The 14,266-nt window shown below is 69.8% G+C and carries 13 protein-coding genes; 1 reads left to right on the forward strand and 12 read right to left on the reverse strand.

The features are described 5' to 3' along the window. Window positions 1–127: 127 nt before the first annotated feature. The 8 genes from AB0D67_RS13990 to AB0D67_RS14025 all read right to left on the reverse strand — a co-directional run bounded on the left by AB0D67_RS13990 (window position 128) and on the right by AB0D67_RS14025 (window position 8,642). A complete protein-coding gene (locus AB0D67_RS13990) occupies window positions 128–448 on the reverse strand; it encodes a type II toxin-antitoxin system PemK/MazF family toxin (protein WP_362933875.1) in 321 nt (106 codons plus the stop codon). Continuing rightward, on the reverse strand, window positions 438–662 hold the full coding sequence (locus tag AB0D67_RS13995) for a hypothetical protein (RefSeq protein ID WP_362933878.1): 225 nt from the start codon (window positions 660–662) through the stop codon (window positions 438–440). Before AB0D67_RS13995 ends, AB0D67_RS13990 begins: the two co-directional genes overlap by 11 nt. 93 nt (window positions 663–755) lie before the next feature. Then, a complete protein-coding gene (locus AB0D67_RS14000) occupies window positions 756–2,093 on the reverse strand; it encodes a tetratricopeptide repeat protein (RefSeq protein WP_362933881.1) in 1,338 nt (445 codons plus the stop codon). Then, window positions 2,090–3,586 carry an AAA family ATPase gene (locus AB0D67_RS14005; protein WP_362933884.1) on the reverse strand — a complete coding sequence of 499 codons (1,497 nt, stop codon included), beginning with the start codon at window positions 3,584–3,586 and terminating at the stop codon, window positions 2,090–2,092. The genes AB0D67_RS14000 and AB0D67_RS14005 overlap by 4 nt, the downstream gene beginning before the upstream one ends. Before the next feature lie 207 nt (window positions 3,587–3,793). Further along, the gene (locus AB0D67_RS14010) at window positions 3,794–4,405 is read right to left on the reverse strand and encodes a GNAT family N-acetyltransferase (RefSeq protein ID WP_362933887.1); all 612 of its coding nucleotides are present in this window, start codon (window positions 4,403–4,405) and stop codon (window positions 3,794–3,796) included. A gap of 343 nt (window positions 4,406–4,748) precedes the next feature. Next, window positions 4,749–5,912 carry an MFS transporter gene (locus AB0D67_RS14015; protein ID WP_362933890.1) on the reverse strand — a complete coding sequence of 388 codons (1,164 nt, stop codon included), beginning with the start codon at window positions 5,910–5,912 and terminating at the stop codon, window positions 4,749–4,751. Then, window positions 5,909–7,144 (reverse strand): aldehyde dehydrogenase family protein, encoded by a 1,236-nt coding sequence (locus tag AB0D67_RS14020; RefSeq protein WP_362933893.1) that lies wholly within the window; start codon window positions 7,142–7,144, stop codon window positions 5,909–5,911. Before AB0D67_RS14020 ends, AB0D67_RS14015 begins: the two co-directional genes overlap by 4 nt. Window positions 7,145–7,163: 19 nt before the next feature. Continuing rightward, window positions 7,164–8,642, reverse strand: coding sequence for a hypothetical protein (locus AB0D67_RS14025; protein WP_362933896.1), 1,479 nt, complete (start codon window positions 8,640–8,642; stop codon window positions 7,164–7,166). A 604-nt stretch (window positions 8,643–9,246) separates the two neighbouring features. On the opposite strand from AB0D67_RS14025, the gene AB0D67_RS14030 reads away from it, so the two are divergent. Then, complete coding sequence (locus AB0D67_RS14030) at window positions 9,247–9,468, forward strand: hypothetical protein (RefSeq protein ID WP_362933899.1); 222 nt, start codon at window positions 9,247–9,249, stop codon at window positions 9,466–9,468. Between the two features lie 177 nt (window positions 9,469–9,645). Here AB0D67_RS14030 and AB0D67_RS14035 read toward each other — a convergent pair whose 3' ends face one another. From AB0D67_RS14035 to AB0D67_RS14050, 4 genes are all read right to left on the reverse strand, one after another. Next, window positions 9,646–10,242 carry an exonuclease gene (locus AB0D67_RS14035; protein WP_362933902.1) on the reverse strand — a complete coding sequence of 199 codons (597 nt, stop codon included), beginning with the start codon at window positions 10,240–10,242 and terminating at the stop codon, window positions 9,646–9,648. A gap of 163 nt (window positions 10,243–10,405) precedes the next feature. Beyond that, a complete protein-coding gene (locus AB0D67_RS14040; protein WP_362933905.1) occupies window positions 10,406–12,316 on the reverse strand; it encodes a hypothetical protein in 1,911 nt (636 codons plus the stop codon). Between the two features lie 59 nt (window positions 12,317–12,375). After that, on the reverse strand, window positions 12,376–13,533 hold the full coding sequence (locus tag AB0D67_RS14045; protein WP_362933908.1) for a 5'-methylthioadenosine/S-adenosylhomocysteine nucleosidase: 1,158 nt from the start codon (window positions 13,531–13,533) through the stop codon (window positions 12,376–12,378). Beyond that, window positions 13,530–14,264 (reverse strand): NUDIX domain-containing protein, encoded by a 735-nt coding sequence (locus AB0D67_RS14050; RefSeq protein ID WP_362933911.1) that lies wholly within the window; start codon window positions 14,262–14,264, stop codon window positions 13,530–13,532. The genes AB0D67_RS14045 and AB0D67_RS14050 overlap by 4 nt, the downstream gene beginning before the upstream one ends. Between the last annotated feature and the right edge of the window lie 2 nt (window positions 14,265–14,266).

Here is a 14,266-nt window from a genome sequence, read left to right on the forward strand (position 1 = left end):
CGGCGCCACGCCTGCTAGCTGGGGAAACTCATACACCACCTCCGTGGACGCAACCGTGCTTCCCCGCCCTTCCGGTTGTCCGTATCGGACCTCACCCAGGACTTGGTGGGGTGACAGGTTCAGGCGATCAGACCAGCAGCCCGAGGACGGTGTGCAGAGCTTCGTCGATCTCTTCCAGCTCGCGAGGCTCCAGCCGTCCGGCGAAGTCACCGAGACGATGCGGTGCGATGGCCACGGTCTGTTCGACCATGACACGGGTCTGTTTGCCCAGCAGCTCGACTTCGGGCCGGAAGGGCGCGGGAGAAGCACCCGTGGATGTCGGAGCGATCAGCACGGTGGAGAGGTGGCTGAGGAAATCGGACTGAAGGATCACGGCGAAGCGCTCGCCTCGTTGCTCATGGGCCATGGCGTCACGAGGAGCACGCAGCCGGTAGACGTCACCACGCACGCAGGTGCTCCGTGTCCCTCATGATCGACTCGGCTTCCGCCCTGTCGGCCGGATCGCCGGCCAGTCGCTCGGCTGCCATTTGGGCCAGCTCCATGCGGCGAAGACGCTGGGCGATGAGAAGTGCCTCTCGCACGGCGTCGTTCACCGACCGGCCGTCGGAGGTCAACTCGTCCAGAGCCTTCTCCGCCCTGGTGTCGAGGTCAACAGTCAGCATGCCCATATCTTCACTGTACGACGGCGGTTCTCGCAGGCGTTCGAACGATTTTCGTAATCGATTCGGCACTTAACGTGATCGATGAGGGAAGGGTCAGAGCCCGGCCACCCCATGGGAGGGGATCCGGCCGAGCAGCCGCCGGACCGCCGCGGCCACCCAGATCGTGCCCAGCCCCGCCCACACGGCCAGCAGCGGGACGCTCTCCGGCCGCTGGAGGGCCGGCCACAGCGCGGGCAGCGCCGGTGACACCGCGATCGTCAGCGCCAGCAGCCCCGCCCACCCGGCGAGGACCTTGCGGGCGCGCGGCGCGGCGGTGTGGGCCGCCTCCTGGACCGGGGTGACCAGCGCCAGCAGCGCCGCGCCCGCCGTGCCCGTCACCGGCTGCGACAGGGCGACGCCCGTGCCCAGCAGCGCCGCGCCCGCGAGGAGTACGGCGCTGCACAGAACCGCCGACCGCACCTCGCCGCGCCGGAACAGCAGCCGGGTGTACGAGCCGCGGGCCAGCCCGAGCGTGACCAGCGACTCGGCCACCCACATCGTCCAGTGGGCCACCGCGACCAGCACGAAGACGACGATGAGCGGGGGGATCAGGGGCAGCGCGAGCATCCATCGGGCGCTCAGGCCGCCCGGCAGCCGCGACACCGCCCGGTACAGCGGGTTGCGCCGCTTGAGCGCCACCACGAGCAGCTCCCGCGCGTGGTCCGCCCCGGGACTGAGCCGCAGCACCTCCCGGAACGCCCGCGCCGCGTCCCGGGCGGCGCCGAAGGCCAGGTGGATCCGGCCGTACACCAGGTGCCCGGCCGGCGACTCCGGATCGAGCCGCACCGCGTCGGAGGCGGCCGCCAGCGCCCCCGCCCGGTCGCCCAGCTCGCCGAGGGCCACCGCGAGGAGACCGGCGAGCCGGCTGCCGTGCGGGTCGAGGGCCAGGCCCCGCCGGGCGGCCTGCGCCATCAGCGGCCACTCCTCGCGGTCCCCGTGCACCCGCGTCAGCAGCTCCCAGATCTGCGCCTGGTCATGGTCGATCGCCAGCGCGGCCCGCGCGGCGCGCAGCGCCTCCTCCGAGCGGTCCGCGTGGTAGAGGACCTGGCCCGCCGTGTGGTGTGTGTACCAGTGGCCGGGGGCCAGCCGTACCGCCTCGGCGGCCTCGGCGACCGCCTCGTCCACCGCCCGCCGGGAGATCAGGGCGAGCGCGAGCAGGCAGTGCGCGACCACGTGCCCGGAGTCGAGGGCCAGCGCGCCGCGCAGCTCCCGTTCGGCGGCCTCGGCGCGGCCCAGCTCCAGCAGGGTCCGCGCCCGCTCCACGGCCGCGGCCGGGCCGTCCTCCGGGGAGGCCGCCGGGCCCCCGGAGCCTCGAAGCCCCGGGCCGTGCGGCCCGGGGCCCTGTGAACCGGGGCCCCGCGGGCCGGACCCCTCGAAACCGGTCGTGCTCACCGCAGACCACGCAGCCAGGGCAGCAGGTCGTCCCACACGCCGCTCTCGTTGGCGTGCAGCACGTAGTTGCGCGCCGTGCCCAGCCACTCCCGTACGGCGGTGGGCCGCATCGTCCTCGCGGCGGCCATGAGGTCCGGGGTGGACAGCGGGACCGGCCGGCCCGCCCGGATCGACTCCTGCAGCTTGGCCTCGACCGCGCGGTCCACCAGGCCCTTGAGGTCGGCGCCGACGAACCCCTCGGTGGCCTTGGCCACCCTGTCGAAGTCGATCTTCTCCAGGGGCTTGTCGCGGCACATCAGCGAGAGCGTCGCGGCCCGCGCGGCGACGTCCGGCGGCGGCACGAACACCATCTGGTCGAACCTGCCGGGGCGGCGGAAGGCCACGTCGATGTACCAGGGGGCGTTGGTCGCCGCCAGCACCAGCACCCCCTCGTTGGCGTGCTCGTCCACCCCGTCGAGCTCGGCGAGGAACTGGTTGACGATCTGCCGGCTGTGGGCCTGGCGCATGTCGGAACGACGGGCCGCGAGCGCGTCCACCTCGTCGAAGAACAGCACGCACGGACGGTTCCGGCGGGCCATCTCGAAGGTCGCGCGCAGGTTGCGCTCGCTCGACCCGGTCCACATGTCGAGGATGTCGGCCAGCCCGACGTCGATGAACGCCGCGCCCAGCTCACCGGCGGCGGCCCGCGCCAGGTGCGTCTTGCCCGCGCCGGGCGGCCCGTACAGCAGCACCCCTCCGCCGGCCCGCTTGCCGTACGCCGCGAACAGCTCCGGCTGCATGACCGGCAGCAGGAGCTTCATCCGCAGCGACTCCTTGACCTCCTCCATCCCGGCCACGTCGGAGAAGTCCACCCGGGAGCGCTCCACCTCCGCGGTCGGCTCCGCCTCCGCCGAGCCGTACGGCGCGCCGTACGCGGGCTGCGGCGGCGTGTACGGGGGTGGCGGCGAGGCGGGGATCAGCGGGGGAAGCGGGTTGGTGGACGGTGAGGCGGGGGCCGGTGCTGCGGGGGCGGGGATCAGCGAGGGCGGCTGCGCGGCCGGTGCCGGAGCGGGCGGCACGGGAGCCTGCGGCACCGGGGCGGCGGGCGGGGCGTCCTCCAGGCCGAGCCGGGCGGCGAGCTCGGGGTCGGCCTGTGACGGGTCACGGCCGACGGCGTGGCGGTACCAGTGGACGGCGCCCGGTCTGTTGACCGGAAGCGCCGCCCTGACCATGAGCATGTCGATGCGTATCGGGCGGTCGGGCATGTCCACCAGCGGGTCGAGCGTTCTCAGCGCCCGGTTGTACTCGCCCAGCCCGACGTACGCCTCCGCCAGGCCGATCGTGAGATCGACGTCGCCGGGGGAGAGCGCGAGCGCCGCCCGGTGCTCGTCCGCGGCCTCGGCGAAGCGGCCCGCCGCCAGCAGCAGGCCGGCCAGGTGCCGCCGCAGCGGGAGGTTCTCCGGGGAGAGGCGGGCCGCCTCGCGCAGCGCGTTGAGCGCGGTCTCGTCGGTCACGTGACGGGTCCTTTCACAGCCGGACGTGAGCTTCGTGTCGGTTCCGGGCATTCGCCCTTTTGGAACCGGGCACGATCTCACCACCAACCCGGCGGTTACGCGACTCGGCGCGTGTCTCCGCGGCGTCTGTCGGCGGCGGGGAGGAGAACCCGCCCGAACCACGCGATGCCTGATACGGCGCGCCTCATGATGACGAAGCGGGGCGCCTCATCGTGACGGCGAAGCCGGCGGGCGGCGCATCGCCCAGACGCGCGGGCCGCCGCCGGGCACCCGGATCTCGCCCGTCACCTCGAACCCCAGCCGCCGGTAGAAGCGCACGTTGCCCTCGGACGAGGTCTCAAGGACAGCGGGCAGGCCGACGCGGTCCGCCTCGGCCAAGCCGGGGCGCAGCACCGCCGTACCCGCCCCGCCGCCCTGCCGCTCCGGAAGCACGCCCACGGTGGCCAGCACGAACGACGGCTCACCGGTCCGCAGCACCGCGCAGGCGGACTCCGCCGCGAGCATCGCCGCGTGGCGGTCTCCGGAGAGCTCCTCCTCCCGGTCGGCGAGCCCCTGCCAGACCTCGCCGGGCACCGGGCGGTCGGGCCGCAGCCACACCGCCACGGCCGCCATCCGCCCGTCGCCGCCGTCCGCGGCCCACACCTCCCCGTACGGCAGGCCGACCTCCTCGACCGTGATCCGGAACAACCCGGCCAGTCGTTCCCGGTGCCGGTCGGCGGCGACCGTCCAGCTCGTCCAGGCGTACCCGTCGAAGGCCCGTGCCAGCACCCCGGCGGCCTCGGCAGCCTCCCCGGGCCCGGCCCTCCGTACCTCCCGCACGGCACAACCGCCTCTCCCGTCGTTCCGGACGACGCAGGCGAGCGTATCCCCATGCCCGCCCCCGGCGGGGCATGGCCTTCCGGCCGGTGCCGGCCTGAAGGTTTCACCTCCCCCGCGTGCCCGGTACGCGCGGTCGTGAGCGTGACCTGGGACACGCCGGCCAGGCGGGAGGCGTGGGGTGGGGCCCGGCGCCCAGTCCTTCCGCCGCTCATCGCCCCCACCGGTTCGGCGAGGACGTGACCTGCCGCCCTGGCCGGAAGCACTCCACCGCCGGGGTGACCGCCGGGATCCGCTCATGCACCGCGTCCGCGGACGCAACCCCACGCCTCACCACGGGACGGTTTCACGATCGACCCCCGGACACGCCGTCACGGATCGAGGCGCGAGTGGCGGTGAGGAAGGCGAAGGACAGAAGGATCAGCACCGCGACCAGCCCTTCGGATCCCATCAGATCGATCACGCCTCCGCCGGCCAGGGGGCCGGCCACCCCGCCGAGCCCCCAGACCAGGCCCGCCGCGGCGTTGGCGGTGGCGAGACGCGCTCCCTTGAAGCGATCCCCCATTCGGACGAGCCCCAGGGTGTAGATGCCGCCCGCCGCCGCACCGAGCACCAGCAGCGCGGGCCACAGCAGTATCGGTGCTCCCATCAGGAACGGCAGCAGGAGCGCCGCGGCCAGCATTCCCAGCCCGCAGTACCGGTGCAGGGCGGGGCGGTCGAACCGGTCGGCCAGCCAGCCCAGCGGGATCTGGAAGAGGGTGTCACCGAGGAACACGATCGTGACCATGATCGAGGCCGTCGCGACCGTCATGCCGTGATCCAGACCGTAGAGCGGCAGGAACGTCAGCACCGCGCTGTCGAAGAACGCGAACGCCAGCACCGCGACGACGATCACCGGGGCGGCTCGCATGAACCCGAGGAGGCTCATGCGGTCCTCGACGTCGAGACCGCTGATCACGCAGGAGGCGAGGAGCAGCGGAATCACCGCGGTCAGCTGGACGGCGGCGGCGATCACGATCGGAGCCGCCCCCTCGTGCCCGAGCGCTGCGAGCAGGGAGGGGCCCGCCGTCTGGCACAGGGTGAACACGGTGGTGTAGACGGCCACCAGCCGCCCCCGGGCCGAGTCCGGCGCCAGCGCATTGATCCATGTCTCACCGATGATCACAAGGATCCCGGTGGCGACGCCCATGCACAGTCGCAGTACGACCCAGGCCGCCAGATCGGAGGTGAGCGCCAGACAGAGGATGCTGACGGCCGAGCCGACCGTTCCGCCGAGCAGCAGGCGCCGTGCTCGCACCCTGCGGGCCAGGACCTGGGTCAACGGCGCGCTGACGAGGAAACCCACCGCGGGCATCGCGGCCACGAGCCCCACCAGGCTGGACCCGGTTCCCATCGAATCCAGCCTCAGCGACACGAGCGGCGTGGTGAAGCCCGTGGCCAGGCCGACCATGGCCGCCGTTCCGATCGCGGCGGCCGCCTCGACCCGCGGGACGGCGGACGCGATCGTCATTCCGCACCGGCCAGCGATGGTTCGACGAGATGGCGGTAGATGTCGCGTTGGGGCAACGTGGCGCCCTCCACCCGCTCACCGTTCACGTAGACGCACGAGGCGGCCGGTCCCATACCCCCGTACGGGAGGTATCCCTTCTCGGTCAGGTGCAGGTCGGTTCCCCGCAGGATCGACTCCGCCGTGTGCCAGCGGGTGTCCACGAGCGACTCCGTGTACGGGCTGGCGCCGAAGAGCGACACGTACATCGCGTTCGGCCCGTACTTCTCGTCCTCAAAGTATTCGGCCAGGTCCGCGTCCGTCTCATAGGGCTGCAGGCAGAAGACCGGCGCGAAGAACTCACGGAAGTTTCCCCCCTCCCTCAACGGGCGGACGAAGACCGTCGGCCGGATCAGCCCGGTGACCGGGTTGATCTCGCCTCCGTGGACGCAGTACCTCCTGTTCTCCTGGAACATCTGCGCGACCCTGATCGTGTGGTCGGGATCGCTGTTCGGGCCGACGATGTTCCTGCGGTCGTCATAGGGGCCGACCAGCGGCTCGATCCGGCGGAGTTCGTCCAGCAGCCTGGACTGGAATTCCGCCGTCCGGCCGGTGTGCACCAGGATGCTGTTCGGCCCGGCGCAGTCCTGCCCCTGGTTGTAGAGCACGACGCGCAGAGCGCTGGTGACGGCGGCCTCGACGTCCGCGTCCTCAGCGATGACCAGGGGGTTGTGGCCCGCCCCATTGAGAATGAACAGGGTCTTCTTGCGGAAGTGGCGCCGCACCTTCAACCCGTTCTCCGGGGATCCGGTGAAGATGATCGCCTCGGTCGTGCGAGCGCGCTCGGCGACGAACTCCTCCCTGCCCGCATACGAGACGTGCAGGTTCGGGAAGAACCCGGTGAGCTCGATGGTCTCCACGAGTGCCCGATAGTGCGGCTGCATCGCCGTGGGCGGACGGACCGCCACCTCCCCGGCCATGAGGGCGGGGACGATCCCGAAACAGGCCGTCGCGTAAAGCGGCTGGTTCAGCGGCAGGAAACTGGTGACACCGCCGATCCGCCGGCGGAAGTAGGTGCGGTTGCGATGGAGGTTGTCGAGCAGTTCGACAGAGCGGTCGATCTCGTCCAGCGCCACGCCGGCGCATTCGTATCCGGACAGGCTCTCCACGATCTTCTCCGCCCGTTCCCGGAGGACGGATGCGAACTTCGACGCCCGCTCCGCCACGTCGGCGAAGTCGATGACGCGCTCCTGCATGTACGACTCCTGTGAGGGTTCAGAGGGTCTGGGCCGCGCAACGGCGCAACAGATCGACGCTCCGCTCAAGGCCGGTGATCTCCAGCCAGGTGGTGAGCCGTGGGCCGCGGGGTGCGCCCGTGAGCGCCTTGTAGACGATCGGGTAGAGGCCTTCGGGAATCAGGGCGCGCAGCACACGGCCGGTGATCGGGGCGTTCAACCCGCTCAGCTCATGGCCGAGGGCGTGCAGGAACTCCGCCTCGCTCGGGGCCGGGACGAACGGCGGGCGGGCGGACCGGACGAAGTCGCAGTAGTAAGCCCAGACCTGGTCGAGCTCGGCGGGTGCCCGCCCGAGGTAGCGAACAGCGAACTCCCGGGCGGAGAAGAGATCCACCGGGCTGCAGGCGGTGATCATACGGAGCAGCTTGCGATAGGCCGGGCCGCAGAGGTCCGGCGCGAGTACAGGGGCGAACCGGCGGTTGCGTTTCGGCTTGAGCCGAAGGAACCCAAGGAGGCTCGCCCGGTCGAGATAGCGGTCGACCTGGCCGAGGTCGAAGCCGTTTCCCCTGGACTTGGATATCTTCCGGCCAAGATCATCGAGGAAGAGGCCGTACTTGTAGAAGCTCGGGACAGGCCGTTCCAAATGCGCGCAGATCCGGGTGACCACCCGCGCCGAATCCGCCAGGTCGTCCCCATGCATCTCGTAGGCGATCGACCGGTTGATCAGGCGCATCGCCCAGTCGGCCTTCCACTGGAGCTTGCATCGGCCGTCCAGCACGGAGACGGTGGCCGGAACCCCGATCGGCTCGCCCTCGTAGTACTCGTCCGGCTCGACGCTGTACTCATCCCCTGGACGCTGGATGAGGATGTCCTCGGGGATCTCATAGGTGATCGTCCCGGTCGATGGGTCGACCTCAAGCACGCGGATGTGCTCGATCACCCGCCCCGTGGCCTCCGAGATGGGCATGAAGATGCTGTAGGAGCGTCGGCGGATCACGCCCACGGACCGGGCCACCAGCTCGTTCACCGCGCCGTACGCGCCGAGGAACTCGAGGATGGTCGGGTTGTAGACGCCGGAGAGGTACGCGGTGGAACTCCGGACGAACTCGCACTCGATCTCGAAATCGGCGAGGAGAGCGAGCATCCGCCGGTTGACGCCCTCGGCCAGGCTCTCCGCCTCGTCGAACGGATCGGGCACCCGGCACAGGGGGAGGCCCAGATGCTCGGCGAGCATACGCTGCCGGGGAAAGGACTCCGGGACTTTACGAAGAGCGTCCAGATCGTCCGAGACCATTACGATCCGGGTCGGCCGGCCGGTCAGTTCGCCGAAGGAGCGCTGGAGGAACGCCGTCCTGACAATCTCACTTAACGTCCCGATGTGCGGTAATCCGGATGGGCCGAAACCTGCACCGAAGCGAACCTCGGTGAACTGCTCGGTGGTTTCAGGGCGTTTGGCGAGTCGCTCGGCCTCGGTTGTGCACCAATCCAAGGGCAGCACGAAATAGGCATCCGTTCTCAAGCGGGGACCCCGACCGTGGTTGCGGCACAACTTTACTCGACTTCGGCCGTCTTCACGATATTCACCGCTGCGGGAACAATTCGGCGTCCCCTCTCTATCCGCCTTCGATTCAGCCCGTGAGGCGAAATGCGCTGACCGCCCCGGCGGCCGTGTTCACACCGATCACCCCGACGCTCACCTCGGTCATGACGCCTGTACGGCGGGACGACGCCCGTCTCGAAGCCCTCCGCCGGCGTGTCCTCGATCACCCCTGCCGCCGCGGAACCGGGACGTCTTCTTCATGGACCGCGACGTGACCTCCGGGAGGAACCTGATCGGGGTGGCGGACCGTACTGCGGCCATCGCGTCAGGGGCACCCTTCAGGCGGCGTTGACACCGCAGGAGGCCGGTCGCCGCCGCGACGACGTGGTGACCGCCGGCTCGGATCCCCCGTGCCGGGTCGGCGTCCCGCGTGTGAATGTTTCAGAGACGTCGAAGGCCCCCGGCGATATCCGGCGAGGTCACGATTTCGCAGGAGCGCCGCGAGAATTCAGGGACTCGCCGGGGGCGGGCGGCACTGTCATTCTTTCCAGGATGTCCGTCGCGAGACCCGAGGGAGAGTCAAATGGGCAGAGCTCGATCGCTGGCCGTCACCGCGGCACTGGCCACCGGCCTGACGCTGTCGGTGGGGACGGCCCCCGCTCAGGCCGACAGCATCAGATACGTCTATTACCTCTACTCCGACTGCCTCAATGGCGGAAACCTCGGCATCCAGTGGGGGTGGTGGACCTCCTATAATTGTGTGTACACGGAAAGCTACGGGCCGAAATGGGCATTGTGGGCCTGACCGCCGACTGACGGAATTCCTTTCATGCTTCATCCGCGATAAAGGCCGATCCCGTACGCCGGCGGCGCGGGTGTCCTGGCGGCTGGGCCCGGGCCGGGCGGACGGCGGTGATGTGGCCGGCGGCGCGGTCCGGAGCTCAGGGGGCGGTCCCCGGAGCCCAGGAAAGCGGTCCGGAACTCAAGGAGAAGAGGGCCGCTGCGCCTCGTGCCGAGCGGCTTCGCCGTCCCGGCGGCTGCTCAGCACGGCGTCGAAGACCTGAGCCAGTTCGGCGGCGTCCTCGCCGGCGTGGTGCGTATGCGGAAGGTCCGTGATCTTCAGGCGCTGCTTGATCTCGCTCTTGCGCGAACCGGCCCATTCGCAACCGGTCATCCCCATCCAGTAACTCCGCAGGTCCAGACCGGCTCCCGAGGCGTTGAAGGGACTCTTGCCGAGAAAGCGGAGGAAGTACCAGTGGGTGAACATGCCGTCGAAGACGGCGGGGCCGCCCAGGAAGACCGGCCGGCCGATCCGGCGCAGGCCGTTGACCCAGCGCGCGGCCGCGGCCATGGCGTCCTCGGCCGCCGGAGCCTCCCGCACCAGACGGTCGCGGTCGAGCCCGGAGACCGCGAGGGCCTCCGGCACGAAGTCGTCGGAGATGGGCCTGAGCTCGGTGTAGAAGGTCAGCTCGGGACGGCCGACGACGGCCATCCCCAGCGAGATCATGCTGTAGGGGCCGGGAATGGGCCCGTCCGCCTCCACGTTGACGGCCACGTAGAGCTCGGGGGGTTTCGTCACCCGGGTCACGTTAGCGGGATGACCGGGAGCGTTCACCGGATTTACGCCCTGCGGAACACGCGCGGGAACGCCCGCCGTGGAGGCCCCGTCACCTGCGCGAGCTCATGGCGGTGATCGATTGTGGGGCCCGGTGGGCGGATGTGCCCTCAAGCCTCCTGTGGTTTCACGCCGCTCCTCGTTCCTTTCCCTCGCGGTGGTGTTCCTGGGTGATCCACCCCTTCCCTTCGGCGGCGATCCCCTCCAGGATGTGCAAGGTACGGTGAAGGCCCGAGGCGTCCAACGTCGCCTCGGACACCATCTTGGGTTCTTCTCCCGGCTGGAGTTCTTCGGGCCCTGGATCGGTCGCCTCGACACGGATTTCCTGACCGTTGACGAGCGCAAGCTCGAACATCTGTCCGCCGTCGTCTCCTTGGCTCACCCGTACGGCCGCGATCTTCTCGAAGCTGTAGTTGGCCCGCCGCCGGATATGGAACGAACCCTGCTCGAAATCGAGCGTGATGGTGAGCTCCCGCACCCCGTCCGCGGTGAGAAGGAACATGAGGAGCCGATATTTCTTGTAACGCCAGGGGCCGCGTAACGCTCGAGCACGTGCGCTTGAAGCGGCGGGCGTCTCGATGAAGGCGTGAGCGATGACGTCACTCATCTTCAGCTCATAGTGCTGTAACGCTTTGTTCAGCAGCACTTTCCGGTCGTAGTCCAGCCAAGCGGCCATCTCCCGGTCCTTGGGCTTGTCGGCCAGCTTCTCCCGCCACCGGGCGAAGGCCACCTCGTCGCTCTCCTTCGTCTGCATGCTCTCCACCATGTCGGCGGTATACCGGCGATGCTCCAGGATGATGTACAGCCAAGCGCGGACGGCGATCCACCCGCCCGCGAGTGCGACGCCCGCCGAACCGGCCGCGCTCAGAGGGCCGGTCGACATCGCGACACCCACCGCCCAAAGCCCTCCGGCGACGAAGGCGGTCGCCCCGAAGACCGTCACCGCCTTCACCGACGGAGGTGTGGTGAGTTCGTCGCGGTAGCTCCAGAGCGTGCCGTTCTTCCATCGCGTCCTGACGTCGCCGGCGCGATGCCGGATCAGCCAGGCGATCTTCTCGACGCCGATCCTCGACTCCCGATAGACCGTAACCACCTCGTCACGGAGGCTTCTGCGAATTCCCGCCGTCGTGGCCAGCCAAAAATCGCGGTCGACGCCTTGTGGAACGTATATGGCGAAGTAGTGATCGAAGCGATGCTCCACCTGCCGTGCGAAGCCACCAGGCGACGCGTTAGTCGCACGCGGCCGGGGTGTCCCGTACTCCTCGTCCTTCGCGCGACGCCGTGTGACACGGAAACGCCACTCCACACCGTCACGCGCGCCGAAGAAACCGCAGGCAACACTGAGCAGGTAGGCGAGGAACGCGGAGATACGGCCCGCCTGGACCACTAGGTAGCCGATGTGAATCCACGCCATGGCGAAGACGGCCGTCGCCGTCCCTGCCCGGATCCAGACGGGCATGGGGATCACGGGAGGCCGCGATTGGCGGGCCTGAGGTCTGGCCGGCGTTGGTTCGAAGAACTTCCAGACCCGGTCCGCTCGATCACCGGCCATGCGCTTCTCTTCGGCCAGGCTCCATGCCTGGTGCCACATCTGGTTCTTGAGTGGTCCTTCAAGGAAGGACTCCAAGTGCCGCAGAATCAAGCTGCGCTGGATCGGGTCGAGTTCGTTGACCTCCTTCAGGAGAACGCGACTGTCCGCATCAGACTTCCTCGTGGAGTCCAGCAGACGGTGGAGGACCTCAAGCCCTTCCGCCCACACGTCGTCACCGGCGACGTGCTGGCTGCTCAGCGCTTTCTGGAGCACGGCGGTCTCTTCCTTGGACAGTTCACGTCGGGTCCTGCCGCTCACCAGAGCGAGTAGCCGATAGAAACAGACCTTGTCGGTGCGGTACCCGGCCATGAAGGCCTCACTGATGAGTCGCCACGCCCGGCTGATCATGTCACCGTCGAGGCACCGGACACCGACCTCGAACTTCTCCTCGGGGGAGGCGTCCGCGGATATCACATAGGCATGAAGGTCACCATGGACCGTTCCCACCTGTGCTCCGACATACGCGGAACCATCGGCGGTGTTCGTCGTGGAGGCGCCTGGAGCCGTCACGACAGCCCCTGGGCCAGGCCGATGATGATCGCCAGCTCCGCGGCCAGTTCCGCCACGTCGCCGATGAGCCCTCGCAGCTTCTTGAGCGCCAGCGTCAGCGTGCCCCGGCTCTGCGGAGTGTCGGTCTCCAGCGCCTTGTCGGCCACGGCGAGTTCCGCCTCCGCCGCCGTATAGGTGTCGTCGTCCAGGTGACCGGCGTCCCGTGCCCGCTGGAGCCGGGTGCGGAAACCGGTGAGCGCCTCCGCCAGGTCGGCCGGCGGGGCGGGCTCCGGGGTGATCCGGATTCCGCCGTACACGGTGCCGGCCTGCACTCCCACTCGCGCGTTCCCCTTCGCGACGTTCCTGACGGTCTCGGGCATCGCCGGCCTCCTCGTCTCGGTCGTCGTACGCCGGGCGTCGTCCCGCGCCTCGGCGGCCAGTTCCTCGGCCAGGGACACGGCGAACGCCGCCGCGTTGGCCACCGCCCGCTGCTGCCACAACTCGCGGTCGGTGCTCTCCTTGGTGCCGTCGGCCCGGTCGCTGATGCCCCGGACCACGACCACCGGCAGCGACCGGTTCAGATGCCCGGCCTGCGCCACCCCGGCGCCCTCCATCTCGACCGCCTGAGCGTCGTTGTAGTGCTCCCGGATCCAGCGGGCGTGCGCGGAGATCCTGGAGTTCAGCACCACCTCACCGGCGGCGATCGGTGCGAAGCGCACCTCGCAGCCATGACCGTCAGCGGGAAGACGGCGTTTCCAGGAACCGTCACGGGCGAGGTGCCGGGCGGCCTGGTCGGCGGCGTGTGAGATGTCCCAGGCGCGGGGACGGCCCTTGAGGCCGTCGTCCTCGCTCGTTCCGCCGTGGTACGCGTAGACCCGCGTCGCCACCACCACGTCGCCGAGAGCGATGTGGGGGTACAGAGCGCCTGCCACCCCCACGAAGAGCAGGGCGGCCGGGGCGAACTCGGCGATGGCGCGCTCGGCCAGCACCGCCGCTGCCTGGTTGCCCATGCCCACGTGGGCCAAGGCCACTTTGCACCGGCCGTCCGCGAGCCGGCCGACCTCGAAGCGGGTGCCCTGCGGGTGCCGATGTGAACGCGGATCGACCAGTCTCTCGCGGACCGCCTGATACTCCAGGTCCAGCGCGGTGAGGATCACGATCGGGGGACGGCTCACTTCACTGCTCCTTCTGTGCTCGACGACTCGGCGGGCCGGACCATCGGCGGATACAGGACCGCACGCGGACCGGCTTTGAACAGTCGGGCCGGTCGTCCGGTCGCGGCCTTCCGCGCCGACCCGACCGGGACGATGAAGCCATCGGTCTTCTGGACCTTGCGATAGAAGTTCCGGGGATCGAGGGGGATGCCCCACACGGCCTCGTACACCTCCTGAAGCTCGGTGATCGTGAAGATCGGCCCGCAGAACGCCGTCGCGAGCGCGGAGTGCTCGATCTTGACGCGGGCACGTTCGACGCCGTCCGTGACGATCCGCCGATGGTCGAAGGCGAGTTCCAGCTCTCCGGAGAGCACCCGGTCGACCGGCTGCCACCTGGCGTCGGCCGCGTCCGTACCGGCGGTCGGCTCCGGCAGGCGCGGTGCGATCGCCAGATAGGCCACCGACACCACCCTGCCGCGAGGGTCACGACCGGGCTCGCCGTACACACCCAGCTGCTCCAAGGGCAGGGTCTCGGCGTCCAGGTTCGCCTCCTCCAGCAGCTCCCGGTGGGCGGCGGCGGTGAGGTCCTCCTCAAGGTGGCCGAGGAAACCGCCGGGCAGCGCCGCCGCGCCCCTGTACGGTTCGACGCCGCGCTCGACGAGCAGCACGTGCAGCCGCGATCCGCGCAACGTCAGGATCACCAGGTCAACGGCGAGCAGTACGGCGGGGGCAACCCAGCGATCGTCGGTCATGC

Source organism: Streptosporangium sp. NPDC048047 (genome assembly GCF_040653115.1).
GTDB lineage: Bacteria > Actinomycetota > Actinomycetes > Streptosporangiales > Streptosporangiaceae > Streptosporangium.